The organism is Nakamurella deserti (genome assembly GCF_003260015.1).
Lineage (GTDB): Bacteria > Actinomycetota > Actinomycetes > Mycobacteriales > Nakamurellaceae > Nakamurella > Nakamurella deserti.
The window spans coordinates 119634-138305 of record NZ_QCXS01000004.1 but is presented as its reverse complement, the minus strand read 5'-3'; the positions used below and the strand labels follow the sequence as shown (position 1 = coordinate 138305).

Here is an 18672-nt window from a genome sequence, read left to right as displayed (position 1 = left end):
TCATGCCGTACACCGCCGACAAGCCCAGCCGCGCGCGGTCCTCGGAGCAGTTGCGCGCCGAGATCCCCGGATGGGGCGCCGATCTCGACCCGGCCGACCGGCCGTCGTTCCCCCGGGAGCGGTTCGACCCCGGCGCCACCGGCGCCCACTGGGACTTCCCGGAACGGCAACCGGACGACGGCAGTCGCGAGCGGTCCATCGAGCACGCGATGCTGACCCCGGTGTTCGGCACGGTCGCACCGCTGCACGGGGTGTCCGGCGCCATCCGGCGCTACGCCTACGACCGGTACAGCGAGGGTCGGGCCGCGCACTGGCTGCTGCTCGTCGCCGGTGACCGCGTCGACGCCTGGGGGAGCCATCTGCGGTCCCTGGCCTCGCTGCGGCCCGACAACCCGGTGACCGAGACCGGCGTGCTCAGCGAGGGCCGACGGCACGGCCTGGCGTCCCGCTTCGGGCACCGCCGTGCCGACGTCAAGCACCAGTGGATCGACCCGATCCTGGTGGCGGGGCCGTGGGTCGGGATCGGCGCCGGCGTCGCGGTGCTGACCCGGCGGATCGTCCGGGCGTCGCGACGCTGACGGTCAGGGCCCGCCCGCGATCTGGATGAGGTTGCCGCAGGTGTCGTCGAAGACGGCGGTGGTGACGGGTCCCATCGACAGCGGCGGCTGGGTGAAGACCACTCCCAGCGCGGACAGCCGCTCGTGTTCGGTGGCGACGCTGTCGACGGCGAACGACGTGAACGGGATGCCGTCGGCGACCAGTGCGGTCTGGAAGGCGCGGGCCGCCGGGTGCTGATCGGGTTCGAGCACCAGCTCGGTGCCGTCCGGGTCCTCCGGCGACACCACCGTCAGCCAGCTGAACTCGCCCATCGGGACGTCGGTCTTCTTCACGAATCCGAGCGTCCGCGTGTAGAACTCGAGCGCGGCGGCCTGGTCGGCGACGAACAGGCTCATCAGGGTGATCCTCACGGCGGTCCTTCCTCGGGTGCCGGCCAGCGGGCGCTGATCCGGCGCAGGGGTGTGGTGTCCAGGGACAGGAACCGGTACCGCCCCGACCGCTCGGTGCGGATCAGGCCGGCGTCGGCGAGGACGTCGAGATGCTGCGAGATCGCCTGTCGGGTCGAGGTGATGCCGTGCCGGCCGGCGAGCCGGGCGCACAGCTCGAACAACGTCTGGCGGTCACGCCCGGCGAGTTCGTCCAGGATGAGCCGCCGGGTGGCGTCCGACAGCGCCCGGTACAGGGCCGGATCGTCGTCCACGCACCGACCATAGGCAAGCGCTCACTTGCCTGTCAAGGGAGCCGGGGGCGCCGATCGGGCTTTCGCGGAGCCGCCCTGAGCGGAGCGGGCGTGCCGTCCGTCGGGTCGGGTCCGTCGGGTCCCGGTCAGCGGCAGCGCCGCCCGGCGGGGGGCGGCGATCGCGCAGCAGGTGCACGGCGGTGCCGGCTCGTCGCCCGGGCCGCACCCGTCGTGCGGGTCGTCGGCGGCGTGCAGAGCCGCGTTCGGTGCGCAGCAGGCGTCGCCGCGCCAGGCGTCGCGGCCCTCCCGGACCGCCACGACGGCGATGACCAGGGCCGCCACCGGGTCGGCCCACGACCAGCCGAACAACGAGTTCACCGCCAGCCCGACGAGCAGCACGGCCGACAGGTAGGTGCACAGCAGCGTCTGCCGCGAATCCGCCACCGCCGACCGGGAGCCGAGTTCGCGGCCGGCCCGGCGCTGCCCGTAGGACAGGAACGGCATGACGAGGAGGCTGACGCCGGCCAGTACCAGTCCGACGGTGGAGTGCCGCGCCGCCCCGGCCCCGGCCAGAGCCCGCAGGGCGTCCTGGGTGACGTAGGCGGCGAGGGCGAAGAAGGACATCGCGATGACGCGCAGCGCCACCTTCTCCCTCGCCCCGGGATCACGACCGGCGAACTGCCAGGCCACCGCGGCGGCCGACGCGACCTCGATCACGGAGTCGAGTCCGAAGCCGATCAGGGCCGCCGACGACGCGACGGTGCCGGCGGTGACGGCCACCGCGGCCTCGACGACGTTGTAGGCGATGGTGGCGGCGACGAACCAGCGCACGCGGCGGACGAGGACGGCGCGGCGGTCGGGCGGGATGGTCGTCACCGTGCAAACGGTACACCCGACGATGAATTCAGTGCTGGATGTAGGCAGCGCGACGGCCGGACGAGGTGGTCAGTCGGCGTCGGCCGCCTCGCCGGCGGGACGGCCCACGACCTGTTCGCGGAGGTAGTTGGCGACGACCATGACGATCGCGATGGCGGGCACCGCGAGGAACGCGCCGACGACCCCGAAGAGGGTGCTGCCGAGCGCCACTCCGCCGAGCACCACGGCGGCGTGGATCTTGAGGCTCTTGCTCACCAGGATGGGTTGCAGGACGTTCCCTTCGAGCTGCTGCACCACGACGATGATCGCCAGCACGATGAGGGCGGGCACCACACCCTTGGTCACCAGCGCGACGAGCACGGCCACCGCTCCGGCGGCGAAGGCGCCGACGATCGGGATGAAGCCGCCGAAGAACGTCAGCACGGCGATCGGCAGCGCCAGCGGGACGCCGACGATCCAGACCCCGAGGCCGATCAGCACGCCATCGATGGCCGCGACCGCGGCCTGCGACCAGACGTAGTGGCCGAGGGCCGTCCAGACCCGGCCGGACACCTCGCCGACGTGCCGGCCCGCGCCGCGGCCGATCCAGCCGCGCAGCCACGGCAGGAAACGGGGGCCGTCCTTGAGCATGAAGAAGGTGAAGAGCAGCGCGAACACGATGGTCACGACCGCGGATCCGATGGTGCCGATCGTCGTCAGTGCGGTGCCGGCGAGGTCCTGGGCGTTCTCCTGCAGGTAACTCACCGCCTGGTCGAGCAGGGTGCCGACGGCGTTGTCGCCCAGGTTCAGCGGCGGCCCGGAGAGCCAGTTCTGCAGCGACTCGAGGCCGCTGGAGAACTGCGAGGCCAGGTTCTGGCCCTCGTTGGAGATCACCGGGACGAACAGCGCGATCAGTCCGCCGATCACCACGATCAGTCCGAGCACCGCGGCCAGCGCGGACAGCGCCGCCGGCAGCTTGCGGCGCATGAAGCGGACGGGCGGCCACAGCACGGTGGAGAGCAGCAGGGCCAGCAGGACCGGCAGCACGATGCTCCACAGTTGGCCGACCAGCCAGCCGAGCAACCAGAGTCCGGCGGCGATGACCAGCACCCTCAGGGTCCAGCGGAACAGCGCGACGACGCCCTTCTCCAGCTGACGGCGGGCCGCCACGCCGCCGCGACCGGCGGGGGCTTTCTGGAGGTCGGGAACGGGGGCGGCGTCCTTCCCGTCGTCGCGGGTGCGCTGCTCGTCCATGGACTCTCCTCTGTTCACTGCTGTCGTCTCGGTGCGGTGGGCGAACGGTGTCCGCCGTCGGTGCGGGGTTGTCACCCGGTAGTGGACTGCCCCGTCCCCGCCGGTCAGCGACGGCTGTCGCCGGCCGGGTCTGCGCGGCCGCCGGCCACCCGTCCGGGTTCGACACCCCGGATGGTCCGGCCCGGACCGTCGTCCCACCCCACCACAGCCGGACGGCACCGCCCGAGCTTCGTGACGATCGACGACTGTGAGTACCAAGTAGGTCACGAAGGGTGTGCAGCGGGGCCGGGTCGTGGAAAGCTCGACCGGCATGAGGATCGCTCTGCTCCGTGCTGTGGGCGTCGCCGTGGTCCTGGCCCTGGCGGCGGCCTGCGGCACGCCGGACGAGGCGCCGCCCGCTTCCGTGTCCACCGTGTCCACCGCGTCGGCGCCTCCGACGCCCGCGTCGGCCATGGGTTCTGCGGCCGGGACCGCGACGGTGCCGCCGCCGACCTCGGTCGAATCGCCCGCGCCGCCGCCGTCAGCCGTGTCGAGTGACGTGCCGACCTCGGCGGTGGCCCCGGCCGACGCCGTGGGCACCGGCGGCGGGGCGCCGATCGGAACGCTCGCGGAGTCGACCGCGCTGTCCTCCCCGCCGGTCGCCGCGACCGTGACGGCGGCGCCGTCGGTGTTCCCCGACCCGGCGGAGGTGGAGGCGCAGGGCGTCGCCACCAACCCGTTGTGCGAGGTGCTGTCGGTCGACGAGGTCGATGTACTGCTGGGGGCGCCGGTACGGGCAGCGGTGGACGCGGCGTCCGGTACCGGTTGCCTGTGGTCGGGCGCGACGTCGGACAGCAGCTTCCTGCAGCTGCAGATGCTCGGCGACCCGGCACGGTACGCGCCGCCGGGCGATGCCGAGGTGCTGGACGGGATCGCCGACGCCGCCTTCGTCCTGGGCACCGGCGACACCTGGACCGCGCAGGCGCAGAACCCCGACGGCACCTTCGCCGTGCAGCTCGGCGGGCCCACCGCCACCCGTGACGGGGCCGTCACGGGGCTGCAGCGTCTGCTCGAGCGTTACTGAGCGGCACTCACCCGGGGAGTGCGGCGGGTGGCGATGCGCGCCGGAAGGAGCGCAGTGCAGCTCGGGTACGGCACGGTCCGGGAGTTGCACCCCGTTCCTGCCGCACCGGTCGCGCCCTGGTCACGGAGTCGCCCGCGGCGGACCGTCGACGACGCTGGGTGCGGCACGGCACGGGTCGCGCCGCACAGGCCGGAACCCCGGCCCTTCGAGCTGCCGACCGGGGTTGTGCCGGAGGTCCGACGCCGTCTCGCCCGCGGTCCGACGTGACACCGACCCGTGAACACCGCGACGGCGTCGGTGTCGCGCCGATGCGACGCACCGGACGCGCCCCTGCGGACCGCGAGGTCCGGGGCGCGCACCGGTCCGACCGCGGGATGCGGCTCAGGCGGCGCTGACGTCGATGAGGACCTTGCCGACGGTGTCGTTCTCGACGGCCGCGTGGGCGTCGGCGGTGCGCTCCAGCGGGAACCGGGTCAGCGGCAGCCCGGCGTCCTCGCCGACCGGGAGGGCGCCGTCGACCAGCGCGACGGTGATGTCCTGGGCGGCGTTGTCGAGGGCGGCCTGTCCGACGGTGTACAGCAGCAGGAACTGATAGCGGATGTTCTTCACGAAGTGCGGGACGATGGCCAGCCCGACCTCGTCACCGCCGTTGTCGGCGTAGACGGCGATCGACGCATGGTTGGCGGCGACCTCGAGGTTCAGGGCGGCGTTGGCCGCCGCGGACACCTCGACGATCAGATCGACGCCCTCGGGCGCGATGCCGCGGATCGTCCCGGCGGCGCCGGGCTCGCGGTAGTTGACCGCGTGGTGCGCGCCGGCCGCGGTCGCGAGGGCGGCCTTGGCATCGGAGGAGACGGTGGTGATGACGGTGGCGCCGGCCCAGCGGGCGAGCTGGACGGCGGCATGACCGACGGCGCCGGCGCCGCCCGCGACGAGCACGGTCTTACCGGTCAGTGCGCCCGGGTGCAGACGGCTGGGGCCGAACTCGGAGACGGTGAGAGCGCGGTGGGCGGTCATCGCGGGGACGCCCATGCTGGCGCCCTGGTCGAAGGTGGCGTTGTCGGGGAGCTTCACGACCCGCTCCGCGGGCAGCACCGTGAACTCCTGCGCGGTGCCGGTCGGGCGCTGGTGGGCCGAGAGATAGGTCCACACCCGGTCGCCGACGGCCAGGCCCGTGACCCCGTCGCCGAGGGCGTCGACGATCCCGGCGCCGTCCTGGTTCGGCACGACCTCGGCGAACGGCAGGCCGCCGCCGGCGCCGGTGCCGGCCCGGGACTTCCAGTCGGTCGGGTTGACGGCCGAGACGACGACCCTGACGCGGACCTCGCCCGGACCGGGCGTCGGGACCTCGCGGTCGACGGCTTCGAGGACGGACGGATCACCGGTGGTGCGGTAGACGATTGCTCTCATGTGGGGTGCAACGTCACCGGGGGGCCTGATGCTTCCGCGGTGGTCAGGGGGCACGGCTCCGCCACCGGACCCCGCGATGCTTCATGCGGCGGGGACTCCCGACCCCGGCCGTCGGCGCCCCTGCCGACCCGCCGACCGCACGACGCCGGACCGCAGCGGTCCGGACACCCGGCGGCTCCGGTGCCGACCGACCTGCTCCACGCGCGACCGCGTGCTCCCGGTGTCGGCAGGGCCGCCCGGAGATGGACCGGGAGATCGCGGTGCGGCTGGCCCGGCCGGCCGTCGGGAACCGGTGGCCCACTCGCGCCGACCCCGTGCGACGGCGTCGAGGTCGGCGTCCGCGACGCCGACGACGCGCGGCCGGTCGGTGTCCGACAACGCCGTCGCTGCCCAGCCGGTGGGCCCTGGCCGAGCCCGTCGTCCGCGCCGCAGATCGCCGCCCGCACCCGGTCCGGGACCCGTGATCGTCGCCGCCGCAGCGAGCCGCCCCCACGGACAGCGCGCGCCGTCCACGCCGGATCCGCGCGGGATCAGTCGGTCGTCGCCGGACTGTGCCGGTCGATGAGCGTCGACAGCACGATCACCGTTTCGCTGTGGTCGATGTGCTCGGCCGACCGGATCCGCTCCAGCGCCTGCTCGAGGTGCCGCACGTCCCGGGTCACCACCCGCAGCACCGCGTCGGGAGCCCCGGTCACCGTCCACGCGCCGACCACCTCGGGCACGCCCTCCCAGGCGCGCTGCAGCGCCTGCGGCGCCACGGTTCCCGAGCAGTACACCTCCACGATCGCCTCGGTGCTCCAGCCGGCGGCCGCCGCGTCGACCACCGCGGTGAAGCCCCGGATGATCCCGGTCTCGACGAGCCGGTCCACCCGCCGTTTCACCGCCGGGGCCGACAGGCTCACCTCCGTGCCGATCTCGGCGAACGTCGCCCGGGCGTCACGCACCAGGAAGGCGATGATCTGCCGGTCGATCTGGTCCAGCTCGCCCATCCCGCTCTCCCCGTCGTCGTGCGCAACGGATCGCCGTCCGAACCGTTGTCACGCAACGAACGTAGATCAACAACGCAACGGACGGCGATTGTTTGCGCCGATCACCGCTCCTAGCCTGGAGGGATGACGATGACCGCGCCCTTCCCGACCACCGAGACCGCGTCGACCGGGTCCGCAGCCACCGGATCCCGCCGCCCCACCGCGCGCCGCTACGCGATGACGCGCCCCGACCACTTCGTCGTCACCTACGCCATCAACCCGTGGATGGACATCAGCGTGCCGGTCGACACCGCACGCGCCGTCGCCCAGTGGGAGGTGCTGCGCGACCTCTACCTGGAGCTCGGCCACACCGTCGACCTGGTGCCGCCGGTGGCCGGCCTGCCCGACATGGTCTACGCCGCCAACGGTGCCGTCAGCCTCCCCGGGTTCTCGTACAGGGCGAAGTTCGCCTACCCGGAACGCGCCGGTGAGGCCGACGCCTACGCCGCGTTCCTCGAGTCCCAGGATCTCGGCCCCGTCCGCGACGCGCACTTCACCAACGAGGGGGAGGGCGACTACCTCGTCGTCGGGTCCCGCATCCTCGCCGGCACCGGGTTCCGCACCGACGTCGCCTCGCACCGGGAGCTCGCCGAGCTCAGCGGCATGGAGGTCGTCACCCTGGAGCTGGTCGATCCGCGGTTCTACCACCTCGACACCGCACTGTCGGTGCTCGCCGACGAGACCATCGCCTACTACCCGCCGGCGTTCAGCCCGGCGGCGCTGGCCACGCTGCAGCGGCTCTACCCGGACGCACTCATCGCGACCGAGGCCGACGCGGTGGTGCTCGGCCTCAACGCCGTGTCCGACGGATACCACGTGATCCTCAGCGAGCGCGCGACTGACATGATCGCCCAGTTGACCGAACGCGGCTTCGCGCCCATCGGCGTGGATCTGTCCGAGCTGTTCAAGGGTGGCGGGAGCGTCAAGTGCTGCACGTTGGAGATCCGGGCGTGACCTCGACCATGGAGCCGACCGCGACCCTCGACCCCGCCCTGGGCTACGCCGCCGAGCGGGCGGCCACCGAGCGCGAGATCGCGCGGGTGGACGAGCACGCCGCCCACAACTACGCGCCGCTGCCGGTCGTGGCCGCGTCCGCCGAGGGCGCCTGGATCACCGACGTCGAGGGACGGCGCTACCTGGACTGCCTGGCCGCGTACTCGGCGGTCAACTTCGGTCACCGCAACCCGGAGTTGACGGCCGTCGCGCACGCACAGCTGGACACTCTCACGCTCACCAGCCGCGCCTTCCACTCCGACAAGCTCGGCACCTTCACCACCGAACTGGCCGCGCTGGCCGGCAAGGACATGGTGCTGCCGATGAACACCGGCGCCGAGGCCGTCGAGAGTGCGCTCAAGGTGGCCCGCAAGTGGGGCGCCGACGTCAAGGGCGTCGCCGCCGATCGCGCGAACATCATCGTCGCCAGCGGCAATTTCCACGGCCGCACCATCACCATCGTCAGCTTCAGTGACGACCCGCAGGCCCGGGGCGGGTTCGGTCCGTTCACCCCCGGCTTCCGGACGGTGCCCTACGGCGACGCCCGGGCGATCGCCGACGCGATCGACGAGCACACCGTCGCCGTGCTGCTCGAGCCGATCCAGGGAGAGGCCGGCGTGCTGGTCCCGCCGGCGGACTACCTGCCCGCCGTGCGCGACCTGTGCACCCGGGAGAACGTGCTGCTCGTCTGCGACGAGATCCAGTCCGGGCTCGGCCGTACCGGGTACACCTTCGCCTCCCAGCACTGGGGCGTCGTGCCCGACATCTACACCCTCGGCAAGGCGCTCGGCGGCGGCATCGTCCCGGTGTCGGCCGTCGTGGCCGACCGCGACGTGCTCGGCGTGCTGCACCCGGGCGAGCACGGATCGACGTTCGGCGGCAACCCGCTGGCCGCCGCCGTCGGCACCGCCGTCGTCCGGATGCTGGCCCGCGGCGAGTACCAGGCGATGGCCCGCGAGCGCGGCGCGCAGCTGCAGGCGGGTCTGCGGGGGCTGATCGGCTCCGGCGTCACCGCCGTCCGCGGCCTGGGGCTGTGGGCGGGGGTCGACATCGACCCGGCGGCCGGTGGCGGCAAGGCCGTGAGCAAGCGGCTCGCCGCCCGCGGCCTGCTGGTCAAGGACACCCACGGCGACACCCTGCGCTTCGCGCCGCCGCTGGTCGTCACGGCCGACGAGATCGACTGGGCCGTGGCGCAACTGGCCGAGGTACTGGCCTCCTGACGCGGTCGGGGCGGGTGGCTCAGCCGCCCGCCCCGGCTGTACCCGTCCGCGCCCGCCGCCGGGGCCGCCAGCGACTCACGAGCGCGACCGCGACGAGCAGTTCGGCGATGTCGCCGCCGTAGTACATCAGCTCCGCGGCTCCCCGGCGCTGGTCGGCCGGCACCGGCACGTCCAGGACGCCCGCGTAGAGCAGTTGCGACAGCACCGCGTGGCCGGCCACGGCGATCCCCAGTACCACCAGACGCACCGGAACCGACGGCCGCCGCGGCGCCGGGTCGGGACCGGCGACGACCCAGGCGAACAGGTAGCCGGCCAGGAAGACGTGCACCGTGACCAGGGTGTGCACGGCGCCGTTGCGCAGCATCTCCGCGTACAGCGGGGTGCCGTAGATCGCGGCCAACCCGCCGAGGTTGAGCACCAGGGCGGTGACCGGTGACGCGATCAGGTGTGCCGGGCGGGACCGCAACAGCTCACCGACGAACCGCCCCACCCGTGGTGTCACCGACCGCAGCAGCAACGTCACGGGCGCGCCGAGCACGAGCAGCAGCGGCGCGACCATGCCGATCACCAGGTGCTGGGCCATGTGCCCGCGGAAGTCGTCGGTCGGCAGCAGCCCGGGTTGCAGGGCGACGCCGACCAGCACCACCCCGAGGGCGAAACTGGCGGTGCGCCAACCGCTCCAGCCGCGCGGCTCGGCGCGACGGTCCACCGCCGGCAGCACGTAGGCCAGCAGCGCCGCCGTCAGCAGCAGGATGGTCGCGACACCGGAACCGCCGTAACCCGCCCCGGCGTCACCGTGGTTCACGGGGACCGGGTGGTGTCCACCACCCGGGCGTTGCGCTGGAGCAGCCACCCGAGCGCGATCAGCACCACGCCCAGCGCCAGGAAGCCGAGGTCCCACCACAGCTGGTGCGGCCCGCCGCGGACGTGGTGGATCCCGAGGATGTGGTGGTCGACGACGCCCTCGACGAGGTTGAACGCGCCCCAGCCGACCAGGATCCAGCCCCACAGCGCCCGCGAGGTCCACAGCCGCCCGCGGGACCGGGTCACCCTCCCGTACAGCAGTCCCAGCCCGGTCAGCACCGCGAGCCAGGTGACGGTGTGGAACAGCCCGTCCCAGAGCGTGTTCATCTGCAGTCCCTCGACGGTGTCGACGGGATACGTCGGCACGCCGACCCGGTCGGTGTCGGTGCTGCTGAGCAGGTGGTGCCACTGCAGCAGCTGGTGCAGCAGGATGCCGTCGACGAAGCCGCCCAGCCCCACCCCGAGGACGATCCCGGGAGCCCTGATGCTTCTCGTGTCGGTCGTGCGCGCGGCCATCGGCGCCTCCTGTCGAGGCGACCCCGGGGGCACGCGCTGTCTGCGTGGGCACGGCCTCGCGGCGGTGTCCGGGTCTAGGGGTGCCTTACCCAGCGGCACCGCACCGTCAGCGGGCGCGGGGCAGTGTGCGCTCCTCGAGGTCCAGCTCGTGCTCGAGGATGCGCAGGTTGGCGTCGGTGAGGCGCCGGGCGTCGCGCCAGCGGAGCAGCTCGTCGCGCTGTGCCTCGATGAGCATCCGGCGCGCCCGGACCGCGGCGTCGTAGGTCGGCGACTCCGGGATCTCGCCGTTCTCCGCGGTCTCCAGCAGCTCCAGCCGTGACCGGTAGCGCTCCAGCCGGTGGTCCAGGATGCGGCGCAACGCCTCCCGGGCGGTGTCGGACAGCTGCAGCTCCGGGTCGTCGGCCAGCTGGTCCAACCGGGTCAGCGCCGCGGAGACGGCGCCGATGCGGGCTTCGTTGCGGATGAACGCGTCGGCCGCGGCGTCCTGTCGCAGCCCGGTCGCCCGGGCGATGGGCGCGAACGTCATGCCCTGCACGACCAACGTGAACAGCACCACCAGGTAGGCGCAGAACAGCATCAGGTCGCGTCCGGGGAACGGCGAGCCGTCGGCGACGGTCAGCGGCAGCGTGAAGATCGCGGCCAGCGTGATGATGCCGCGGGTGCCGGCCCAGCTGAGCACGACGATCTGGCGGGCCCCCAGCCGCCGGTCGGGGCTGTTCGACCGACCGCCCAGGCGCGCGTGCAGGCCCCGGGGCAGGTACTGGGTCACGAACAGCCACAGCGGCCGGAGCAGCACCACGACGCCCAGGGTGACCGCCGCCGCGGTCACCACGGTCGACGTCTCGTAGGCGCCGAGACCGGCGACCACGGTGGGCAGCTGCTGTCCGACGAGCAGGAAGACGAACCCCTCCAGCAGGAAGTCGACCAGCCGCCACACGGCGCTGGTCTGCAGCCGGCTCGCCCCGGAGCTGTAGCGCGGGGTGTCGTGGCCGACCACCAGCCCGGCGATGACCACCGCCAGCACGCCCGACACGTGGACCGCCTCACCGAGCGCGTACGCGGCGAACGGCGTCACCAGGCTGACGCTGTTGACCAGCACCGGCTCGTGCAGCCGCGACTTGACCAGCCGGACCCCGAACGCCACCAGCAGTCCGACGACGAGGCCGCCGAGGGCCATCACCGCGAACTCGACGAGGAAGTCCAGACCGGAGAACGTGCCGCTGACCGCGGCGGTCACCGCCACCGTGAAGGTGGTCAGCGCGGTGGCGTCGTTGAGCAGGCCCTCGCCCTCGATCAGCGTCACCAGCCGTCCGGGCAGCCCCGCCCGGCGGCCGATGGCCAGCGCCGCCACCGGGTCCGGCGGCGCCACCGCGGCGCCCAGGGCGATACCGGCGGCCAGCGAGATCCCCGGTACCAGCAGCTCGACGCCCCATCCGACCAACAGCGCGGTGGCCAGCACCAGTCCGACGGACAGGCTGATGACGGCCCGCAGGTTCGTCCGGATCGCGGTCAGCGAGGCGTGCAGCGCGGCGCTGTACAGCAGCGGCGGCAGGACGAACGCGAGCACGACCTCGGGGTCGAGCTCGACGTTGGGCCCGGGGAGCAGCGCGTAGACGACACCGACCAACGTCAGGATGGCCGCCGCCGGCAGTCCGGTCCGTTCGGCCAGCAGCTCGACCGTGACGACCACCGCCACCGACGCCACCACGAAGATCAGGATCGTCGTCATCAGCACCCTCCTCCGGCGACCCCGGTGGGCGCGTCGGTCCCTGCAGTCTCCCTCGGCCGGAAGTCCGGGAGGTGACGCGGTCAGCCGGAGCCGGCGGCGGTCAGCAGGAACGCCGGTGACGACCAGTAGTCGTCCACGGGACGGACGGCGACGTCGGTGAACCCCGCGGCGGCGAACTGCGCGGCCCACGCGGGCGCGGGCTGCTCCCACGTCGACCGGACGGCGCCCGGGGCCAACTGCCCGACCAGCACCGGCATCAGGAACCCCTGGGCGACCAGGTCGCGGTCGGCGGTGTACTCGGCGAGGCCGCGTTCGTAGGTGTCGGCCAGGAAGGCCAGCGCCGCGGGACCGCGGGGCGGCAGATCCGGGACGTCGAACTCGACGACGGCGATCCGGCGGACGCGTCCGGCCAGCACCTCGAGAACCCGGGTGCGCTCGCCCGGCGCCAGGGCGTGCAGCGCGAAGGTCGATTCCGCGAGGTCCCAGCGGCGGTCGGGCGCCAGGTCGCCGAGGAACTCCTGCACCGTGGTGCCCGCGGTGGTGGCGGTGATCCCGGACAGCGCGGCCAGCGCCGCGGCGGTGGCCGCGAGCAGCTCACCGGAGGGCTCCACCACGTCGACGCGGGGGACCGGTCGACGGGTCAGGGCGGGCAGCAGCGCGGTGCCGTCCCCGCAGCCGATGTCCAGCAGCGCGCCGACCCCGTGCGTCGCGTACTCGGCGGCCAGGGCCGCGCTGGTCGCCTCGTACAGCGCGACGTTGCCGCCACCACGGATGAACGCCGCGAACGCCGCCGGCCGGTCGTAGACCGAGCCGGCCAGGGGATCGTCGTCGAGGAACCGGCTGAGGGCGCGACCCAGCAGTGAGGGGTCGCCGGTCAGCGCGGAGCGGGCGGCGCCACGGTCGTCGTCGACGAGGGCCTGCAGGGCGGTGACCACGGGACGGTGCGGCATCGCCCGAGTATCCCGGGCCCGCCCCACGCGCGGCCCCGCGCCTGCCAGACTCAGCCGATGACCGATCCCGCGCGCGTCGTCTACATCCTGGTCGACGGCGAGAACCTCGACAGCACCCTGGGGAACACGATCCTGCGGCACCGGCCGGAGTCCAGCGAGCGGCCGCGCTGGGAGCGGCTCACGGAGTACGCGCGCACCCGGTGGGGCGGCGACGTGCGGCCGCTGTTCTTCCTCAACGCCGCCAACCTGCAGCTGCCGAGCGCCTTCGTGCAGGCACTGGTGGGGATGCGGTACCGGCCGGTGCTGCTCAGCGGCCCGTCGGAGGTCAAGGTGGTCGACGCGGCGATCCTGCGCACGCTGGCCGCGATCGCCGCGCAGGAGGACGGCGCGGACGTCATCCTGGCCAGCCACGACCAGGACTTCCTGCCCGGCCTCACCCCGCTGCTCGGCGGCGCCCGGCGCGTCGGCCTCCTCGGGTTCCCCGAGCACTTCAACAGCCGCTACCTCGACCTGCGGTCGCAGGGGCTGGAGTTCCTGGACCTGGAGTACGACGTGCAGGCGTTCAACCGCAAACTGCCGCGGCTGCGGGTCATCCCGATCGAGGAGTTCGACCCGACGCAGTTCCTGGGCCCGATCTGACCGCACCCCGGCGTCGCGACCGGGTGTGTCCCGGGTAGACCATGCAGGGCGGTTCCGGCCGCCGACGACGGAAGGACATCCCCATGGAGTACGCACGCCTCGGCCGCAGCGGTCTGCAGGTCTCGACGGTCACCCTCGGCTGCATGAGCTTCGGGACGCCGGACCGCGGTGGCCATCCCTGGTCGATGCCGGAGGAGCAGTCGCGGCCCTTCATCCAGCGGGCCCTGGAGCTCGGCATCACCACCTTCGACACCGCCGACGTCTACTCCGACGGCACCAGCGAGGAGATCGTCGGCCGGGCGCTGCGCGACTTCGCGGTCCGCGAGGAGGTCGTGCTGGCGACGAAGGTCAACGGCCGGATGCGGCCGGGGCCCAACGGCGGCGGGCTGTCCCGTCGGCACATCCTCAGTGCCGTCGACGACAGCCTGCGGCGGCTCGGCACCGACTACATCGACCTGTACCAGATCCACCGCTGGGACCCGCAGACGCCGATCGAGGAGACGATGGAGGCGCTGCACGACGTCGTCCGGTCCGGCAAGGCCCGCTACCTCGGGGCGTCGTCGATGTGGACGTGGCAGTTCGCGCAGGCGCAGTACACCGCCGACCTCAACGGCTGGACCCGGTTCGTCTCCATGCAGGACCAGTACAGCCTCATCCAGCGGGAGGAGGAACGCGAGATGCACCCGTTCTGCCTCGACCAGGGGGTCGGGGTGCTGCCCTGGTCGCCGTTGGCCCGCGGCCGGCTCACCCGGGATCCCGACGAGACCACCGGTCGCAGCGAGACCGACGAGTTCGGCAGGCAGCTGTACCGGCAGCGCGAGGACAGCGACCGCGCGACCATCGCGGCGGTCGCGGAGATCGCGGCGGCGCGCGGCATCCCGCGGGCCCAGGTCGCGCTGGCCTGGGTGCGTCAGCAGCCCGCGGTGACCTCGCCGATCGTCGGGGTCACGAAGATGTCGCACCTGGAGGACGCGGTCGCCTCCGTGGACGTGGAGCTGACCGGCGACGAGTTGTCGAGGCTGGGGAGCTCCTACGTCAGCCGCGATCCGGAAGGGTTCTGAGACCGTGCGCATCGTCATCGCCGGCGGTCACGGCCGGATCGCCCTGCTGCTCGCCCGCCGCCTGCGCGACCGCGGTCACGAGCCGGTCGGACTGATCCGCAACGCCGACCACGCCGCCGATCTCGCGGCCGCCGGTGCGCAACCGGTGGTGCTGGACCTGGAGTCGTCCGGCGTCGACGCCGTCGCCGCGGTGCTCGCCGGGGCGGATGCCGCGGTCTTCGCGGCCGGCGGCGGCCCGGACAGCGGAGCGGCGCGCAAGCTGGCCGTCGACCGGGACGGGGCCGTCCTGCTGGCCGACGCCGCGGTCGCCGCGGGAGTGCGCCGCTTGCTGGTGGTCTCGTCGATGGGCGCCGACGACTTCGGTCCCGCCGAGGGCCTGGACGCCGACGTCGCCGCCGGCCTGCGGGACGATCCCGACGGTCTGGACGTGTTCACCGTCTACCAGCGGGCGAAGGGCGCCGCCGACGCCGCGGTGCGCGACCGTGACCTGGACTGGACGATCGTGCGGCCGGGTGGTCTGGTGGACGACGCCCCGACCGGGTCGGTGACCGTCGCGGCGTCGACCGGCCGCGGTACGATCCCGCGGTCCGACGTCGCCGAGGTGATCGCCGTCGCCCTCGACCAGGGGCTCGCGATCCGCCGCCAGTTCGAGGTCGTCAGCGGTCCGGAACCGATCCCGGTCGCACTGCAGCGGCTCTGAGCCGGCCCGGTGTCCGCCTGCCCGGGGTGGTCACCAGACGACGACGGCGCCGGTGTCGGGAGTCCCGACGCCGGCCCGGTGTCCGCCTGCCCGAGGTGGTCACCAGACGACGACGGCGCCGGTGTCGGGAGTCCCGACACCGGCGCCGCTGTGGCCGGACGGATCAGCTGATCGTCGGGCGGTCCGCGGTGCGGATCTCCTCCTCGGCGGTGGCCTGGATCAGCGCCAGCAGCGCCGGATCGAGACCGGGCGCGAACTCCTCACGCCGCTCGGGGGCGATCGTGATCGGCTCGCCGCCCTGCGGCATGAACTCGGTGGTCAGCTCGGTGCCGTCGTTGGACGGCGAGGCGCCGCGGTACAGCTTGTCCGCCTCGCTCTTGTTGTCGGCACTGAACGTGTACTGGATGCTCTGCAGACCCTTGTCGGTGAGGGCCTTGACCTCGGGGAACGCCTCGGCGTTGGTCTTGGGGATCGGCAGCATCGCACCCCAGTTCACCCCGAGGCTCTCCAGCGCCTTGGCGAAGGCGTTCTCGTGGGCCTGGTCGCGCACGATCAGGTAGGCGATGGTCGAGCGGGCCGTCTTGTTGTCGGTCATCTCGTAGATGCGGCACTTCTGCAGCCGGCCGGTGGACTCCAGCATCAGGTTGTACAGCAGGTCCAGGACCAGGTTGCCGCTGTTGTAGACGTAGGACCCCGACCAGGGGTTGCCCACGGAGTCGACCGGCAGCGCGCCCTGCGCGCCGACCAGGAAGTGGTGGATGTTGCCGGTGTCCTTGGCGATGGTCAGCGGCGTCGCGCCCTTGGCGCCGGGGGCGTCGACCGGGTCGGTCTTCTTGCCGCTGTAGCCGGGGGCGCCGTCCAGCAGCCGGGCGATGGTGGTGCCGATCAGCTCGACGTGGCTGATCTCCTCGGTGCCGACGCCCTGGATCAGGTCCTTGTAGGGCTTGGAGGCGGGGTCACCACGGAAGTTCATGCTCTGGAACAGGTACTGCATCATCGTGCGCATCTCGCCGAACTGTCCGCCGAGGCCCTCCTGGAGGGCGTTGGCGGCTGCCGGGTCCGGCTCGTCCTGGGCGATCTGGTTGATCAAGAGTTCGGTGTGCAGGTACATCGACGGGCTCCTCGCTGTCGGAAGGCGCAGATCAACCCGTCCCGCCGGGAGCGGAACGCGGTTGATGCGGAGAGGACGCGCCGACGGGATCGTCGGCCGGCGTCGCGGATCGTCCTGAGGGCTATTCCCATTCGCCGTCGGTCCACCGGTGACGACCTGACGGCATGGCGGCCGACCGCTGTTTGGATCGACAACCGGGTGTCTGCCCGACCCCTCCGCGCGGCAAACCCGCCGCGGGACGGTGCCGCGGTCAGCGGGCGGCGTCGGCCTGCGGGCGGGGAGCGCGGCCGACCGGCGCGCCACGGACGGCACCGGCCTCGACCTCGAGGAGCTGTTCGCCGCGGCGTCCGGCGTCGTAGGCGGCCCGGCCACCACGGAGCCCGAACAGCCGCTTGGACCACAGGAGGTATCCCACCGCCGCCAGGTTGACCACGAAGAGGCCGATGTGGAACGCCGTGAGACCTCGTGCCAGCTCACGGATCTCCCAGGGCAGGAAGACCGAGGTGGCCACCACCGCCAGGTACTCACCCCAGCGCTTCATGGTCCACAGACCGACCGCCTCGGCCAGTTCCAGCAGGGCGTACGCGGCCAGCCCGACCGCCACCAGGGTGAGCCGCCCGGGGGACTCGGTGAGCGCGTTCTGCAGGTCCCGCACGAGCGCCAACTGCTCGACGTGGATCCCCATCGCCGACAGCAGCGGGAGGTCGCGGTCGACGGTCGCCTGGATGGACTGCCGGGAGTCGCGGAACTGCAGGACCCCCCACACCCCCAGCCCCAGCAGTACGAACCGGAAGTCCCGCTCGACGGCGAGGAAACGGATCACGACGGCCTGCCGGAGGGCGGCGCCGCGCAGCACGAGCGGCGCGTCCTCCGCGGGACCGGACGACCGCGGCGGACCGACGGCGAAGTCGCCGCAGCGCAGGCACCGCCACGCCTCGCCGACGGCGGTCGACACCGACAACCGCGCGGCCAGCTCGGTCTCGTCCGGCCGGTAGGTGAGGTGGCCGTGCCGCGCGCAGGCGCGCAGCTCCCAGGCGCTCCATCGGGGTGACATGTGCTCATTGTGGGGGAGCGGGTGTGCCGGACGAGGGCGTTCCGGACGGTCGGGCCGTGCCGGTCGGCGGTCGGGGAGCGGTGGCCGTGGGTCGGTGCCGGCGACGCGACGGCGGGAACCCGGCGGCCGGCCGGGCAGCTGTGGCGGCACTGCGCATCGGAGCGGGCGTCGGGGTAGATCAGGTCCGTGGCGGTGTGAGCCGGCGCCCCGGTGACCCTCCGGTCCGGCGCCGGGCCGTGGAGAACCGCCCGGAACCGGGGTTCCAGTGACCGAGGACAGCGCGACGACGATCAGCCAGGCCGGCGACGCCGGGAGCAGGGAGCCCGCGGAGGGCTCCGTCGCGGCGGGTGAGCACGCCGACCCGACCGACGCCGGTCAGTCGGGGTCGACCGCCACCGGCGACGCTCCCGGTGAGGGAGCCGCTCCGCAGGAGCCCGCCGAGGGACCCGCCTGACGCGGAAACGCCGGTGTCCGCGGAAGCGGACACCGGCGTCGGTGGTGCGGTGCGGCCCGACGGGCCGCGGGTGCGTCAGCGGACCTGGCGGCCGGTGACGGCGTCCTGGACGCGCATCCGGTCCAGGATGGAGCGGACGACGTCCGCTCCCGGCTCGGTGCTGCGGGAAGCCAACAGCTCGATCTCACGCCGGTCGGCGGGGCTCGAGTAGGCGGCCAGCTCGTGGGTGAGCTTGTTCATCTCGGCGCGGGCGGCCCGGCGGGCGCCACGATCGTGACGGGCCTGGGCGATGCGGTCCGCGAAAGTCATTGCTGCTTCTCTCCTCAGGTGTGCGGGGCACGTTCTGTGCTCCGTCATTCCATGAGACGTCCGGCGCGGACCGGAAATGCCGTTCCGGCGTGTGAGCCGGGTCTCCGGGCCGGCTGCCGGTCCTGTCAGCGCAGCTCACCGCGCTGCGGCGGACCCGGTGGTGACACGGCTCTCAATTAATGTAAACGTTTTCTTTAGGCGTCTTCGGTGCCTGGTGTCCTCGTCGTCGCGTACCGCGGCCGTCCTGGGCACCGTCCTGGGCGCCGTCCCCACCCGGCGGCGCGC

At 73.1% G+C, this 18672-nt stretch carries 21 protein-coding genes; 8 read left to right on the top strand and 13 right to left on the bottom strand.

The window, feature by feature from the left end; all coding sequences use genetic code 11:
• Positions 1-2 precede the first annotated feature (2 nt).
• The gene (locus tag DB033_RS19090) at positions 3-578 is read left to right on the top strand and encodes a hypothetical protein (RefSeq protein ID WP_111768552.1); all 576 of its coding nucleotides are present in this window, start codon (positions 3-5) and stop codon (positions 576-578) included.
• Between the two features lie 3 nt (positions 579-581).
• Here the strand turns inward: DB033_RS19090 and DB033_RS19085 are convergent, their stop codons facing one another.
• Genes DB033_RS19085 through DB033_RS19070 form a run of 4 tightly spaced genes read right to left on the bottom strand, consistent with a single transcriptional unit; the run spans position 582 to position 3346 of the window.
• Positions 582-968 carry a VOC family protein gene (locus DB033_RS19085; protein WP_111768551.1) on the bottom strand — a complete coding sequence of 129 codons (387 nt, stop codon included), beginning with the start codon at positions 966-968 and terminating at the stop codon, positions 582-584.
• Entirely contained in the window at positions 965-1258 is a 294-nt protein-coding gene (locus DB033_RS19080) for an ArsR/SmtB family transcription factor (protein WP_111768550.1), read from the bottom strand. Before DB033_RS19080 ends, DB033_RS19085 begins: the two co-directional genes overlap by 4 nt.
• Before the next feature lie 21 nt (positions 1259-1279).
• A complete protein-coding gene (locus DB033_RS19075; protein WP_420814096.1) occupies positions 1280-2137 on the bottom strand; it encodes a cation efflux transmembrane domain-containing protein in 858 nt (285 codons plus the stop codon).
• Between the two features lie 45 nt (positions 2138-2182).
• On the bottom strand, positions 2183-3346 hold the full coding sequence (locus tag DB033_RS19070) for an AI-2E family transporter (protein ID WP_111768549.1): 1164 nt from the start codon (positions 3344-3346) through the stop codon (positions 2183-2185).
• A gap of 310 nt (positions 3347-3656) precedes the next feature.
• On the opposite strand from DB033_RS19070, the gene DB033_RS19065 reads away from it, so the two are divergent.
• A complete protein-coding gene (locus DB033_RS19065) occupies positions 3657-4409 on the top strand; it encodes a hypothetical protein (protein ID WP_157970805.1) in 753 nt (250 codons plus the stop codon).
• A gap of 381 nt (positions 4410-4790) precedes the next feature.
• On the opposite strand, the gene DB033_RS19060 is transcribed toward DB033_RS19065, so the two are convergent.
• Both DB033_RS19060 and DB033_RS19055 read right to left on the bottom strand, forming a co-directional pair.
• The gene (locus DB033_RS19060; RefSeq protein ID WP_111768547.1) at positions 4791-5819 is read right to left on the bottom strand and encodes an NADPH:quinone reductase; all 1029 of its coding nucleotides are present in this window, start codon (positions 5817-5819) and stop codon (positions 4791-4793) included.
• A 530-nt stretch (positions 5820-6349) separates the two neighbouring features.
• Complete coding sequence (locus DB033_RS19055; protein ID WP_111768546.1) at positions 6350-6808, bottom strand: Lrp/AsnC family transcriptional regulator; 459 nt, start codon at positions 6806-6808, stop codon at positions 6350-6352.
• A 129-nt stretch (positions 6809-6937) separates the two neighbouring features.
• Here DB033_RS19055 and ddaH point away from each other — a divergent pair, with 129 nt between their 5' ends.
• Entirely contained in the window at positions 6938-7801 is an 864-nt protein-coding gene (gene ddaH / locus DB033_RS19050; RefSeq protein WP_205844075.1) for a dimethylargininase, read from the top strand.
• Between the two features lie 8 nt (positions 7802-7809).
• Positions 7810-9060, top strand: a complete 1251-nt coding sequence (gene rocD, locus DB033_RS19045; protein WP_111768798.1) for an ornithine--oxo-acid transaminase — start codon at positions 7810-7812, stop codon at positions 9058-9060.
• Between the two features lie 19 nt (positions 9061-9079).
• Here rocD and DB033_RS19040 read toward each other — a convergent pair whose 3' ends face one another.
• From DB033_RS19040 to DB033_RS19025, 4 genes are all read right to left on the bottom strand, one after another.
• The gene (locus DB033_RS19040) at positions 9080-9865 is read right to left on the bottom strand and encodes a cytochrome c oxidase assembly protein (protein WP_111768544.1); all 786 of its coding nucleotides are present in this window, start codon (positions 9863-9865) and stop codon (positions 9080-9082) included.
• On the bottom strand, positions 9862-10380 hold the full coding sequence (locus DB033_RS19035; protein WP_111768543.1) for a DUF2243 domain-containing protein: 519 nt from the start codon (positions 10378-10380) through the stop codon (positions 9862-9864). Before DB033_RS19035 ends, DB033_RS19040 begins: the two co-directional genes overlap by 4 nt.
• Positions 10381-10486: 106 nt before the next feature.
• On the bottom strand, positions 10487-12109 hold the full coding sequence (locus DB033_RS19030; RefSeq protein ID WP_111768542.1) for a Na+/H+ antiporter: 1623 nt from the start codon (positions 12107-12109) through the stop codon (positions 10487-10489).
• A gap of 80 nt (positions 12110-12189) precedes the next feature.
• Positions 12190-13059 carry a class I SAM-dependent methyltransferase gene (locus DB033_RS19025; RefSeq protein WP_157970804.1) on the bottom strand — a complete coding sequence of 290 codons (870 nt, stop codon included), beginning with the start codon at positions 13057-13059 and terminating at the stop codon, positions 12190-12192.
• 57 nt (positions 13060-13116) lie between these two features.
• Here DB033_RS19025 and DB033_RS19020 point away from each other — a divergent pair, with 57 nt between their 5' ends.
• From DB033_RS19020 to DB033_RS19010, 3 genes are all read left to right on the top strand, one after another.
• Positions 13117-13698, top strand: coding sequence for an NYN domain-containing protein (locus DB033_RS19020; RefSeq protein ID WP_111768540.1), 582 nt, complete (start codon positions 13117-13119; stop codon positions 13696-13698).
• 83 nt (positions 13699-13781) lie between these two features.
• Positions 13782-14759 carry an aldo/keto reductase gene (locus DB033_RS19015; RefSeq protein WP_111768539.1) on the top strand — a complete coding sequence of 326 codons (978 nt, stop codon included), beginning with the start codon at positions 13782-13784 and terminating at the stop codon, positions 14757-14759.
• Positions 14760-14763: 4 nt separating this feature from the next.
• Positions 14764-15459, top strand: coding sequence for an NAD(P)H-binding protein (locus DB033_RS19010; protein ID WP_111768538.1), 696 nt, complete (start codon positions 14764-14766; stop codon positions 15457-15459).
• Between the two features lie 163 nt (positions 15460-15622).
• Here DB033_RS19010 and DB033_RS19005 read toward each other — a convergent pair whose 3' ends face one another.
• Together DB033_RS19005 and DB033_RS19000 are read right to left on the bottom strand one after the other, a co-directional pair.
• Complete coding sequence (locus DB033_RS19005; protein WP_111768537.1) at positions 15623-16570, bottom strand: manganese catalase family protein; 948 nt, start codon at positions 16568-16570, stop codon at positions 15623-15625.
• A 250-nt stretch (positions 16571-16820) separates the two neighbouring features.
• Positions 16821-17624, bottom strand: coding sequence for a DUF2127 domain-containing protein (locus tag DB033_RS19000; protein WP_111768536.1), 804 nt, complete (start codon positions 17622-17624; stop codon positions 16821-16823).
• A gap of 265 nt (positions 17625-17889) precedes the next feature.
• Here DB033_RS19000 and DB033_RS18995 point away from each other — a divergent pair, with 265 nt between their 5' ends.
• Positions 17890-18078 carry a hypothetical protein gene (locus DB033_RS18995; RefSeq protein ID WP_111768535.1) on the top strand — a complete coding sequence of 63 codons (189 nt, stop codon included), beginning with the start codon at positions 17890-17892 and terminating at the stop codon, positions 18076-18078.
• 75 nt (positions 18079-18153) lie between these two features.
• Here DB033_RS18995 and DB033_RS18990 read toward each other — a convergent pair whose 3' ends face one another.
• Entirely contained in the window at positions 18154-18387 is a 234-nt protein-coding gene (locus DB033_RS18990) for a hypothetical protein (RefSeq protein WP_111768534.1), read from the bottom strand.
• Positions 18388-18672 lie beyond the last annotated feature (285 nt).